This window comes from Yersinia sp. Marseille-Q3913 (assembly GCF_963892745.1).
Taxonomy (GTDB): domain Bacteria; phylum Pseudomonadota; class Gammaproteobacteria; order Enterobacterales; family Enterobacteriaceae; genus Yersinia; species Yersinia bercovieri.
The window spans coordinates 1-825 of sequence record NZ_CAWQAF010000094.1 but is presented as its reverse complement, the minus strand read 5'-3'; the positions used below and the strand labels follow the sequence as shown (position 1 = coordinate 825).

Sequence of the window (825 nt, the reverse complement as noted above, 5' to 3'; positions counted from 1 at the left end):
CTCATGGAGAAGGTGTCCGATCTGGTGGTGGACGACGGATTCTACGAGATCGACGATTTCTTCGATCTGCTCGTGTACGCAGCTGAAACCAAGCGCAAGGTGCTTTCGCGTTTCCCCTACCTGCTGGAGTTCTCCGTCCGGGCCTTCTACCCGGAGCACAAAGACATCAAGGACACGATGGACAGCTGGACGCAGAGGCAAATCGACCTGATGTTCTCCGCGTACTTCAGATGCGTGCGGTTTGACCGGTTCCGCGACGACATCGACCCGAAGTACGTGCTCGACCTGCTGATTTGGCTGGCTGACGGCTACCTGCACCAGCAGCGCGCCCTGCATCAGCGCCTCGACATGGATGCGATGCTGGACGAGATGTACCTCTGGTGCGACATGCTGAAAGCCTATTCGTACAAGGAGGAATACCGATGAGCGCAACAATCGGCCCCGCGATTGCGATCGAGGGGCTCAAGAAAGATTACGGAAGCGGACGCGGCGTGTTCGGCGTGTCGTTTGCCGTGGAGCGGGGCGAGGTGTTCGGCTTTTTGGGACCGAACGGCGCCGGCAAGACGGTGACCATGCGCAACCTCATGGGCTTCATCCGCCCTGATGAGGGAACCGTGAACATCAACGGCCTGAACTGCTTCAGCCAGCGCGCCCGCATCCAGGAGCACCTGGGCTACCTGCCCGGCGAAATCGCCTGCATGGACGAGATGACCGGCACGGCGTTCCTGGAATTCATGGCGCGCATGAAGAAGCTGCGCGACCGCACGCGCATGGAACAGCTGATCGAGTACTTCGAGCTGGACCCCGCGCGGCGCATTCGCAAGA

Annotated in this window: 2 protein-coding genes; both read left to right on the top strand. The window is 60.2% G+C overall.

Annotation, left to right across the window (positions count from 1 at the left end; genetic code table 11):
• Positions 1–426, top strand: a 426-nt coding sequence (locus tag AACW11_RS19965; RefSeq protein WP_212587066.1) for a hypothetical protein, incomplete at its 5' end; no start/stop codon positions are given.
• The coding region (locus AACW11_RS19960; protein ID WP_212587065.1) for an ATP-binding cassette domain-containing protein at positions 423–825 on the top strand (403 nt) is incomplete at its 3' end. The genes AACW11_RS19965 and AACW11_RS19960, both read left to right, overlap by 4 nt.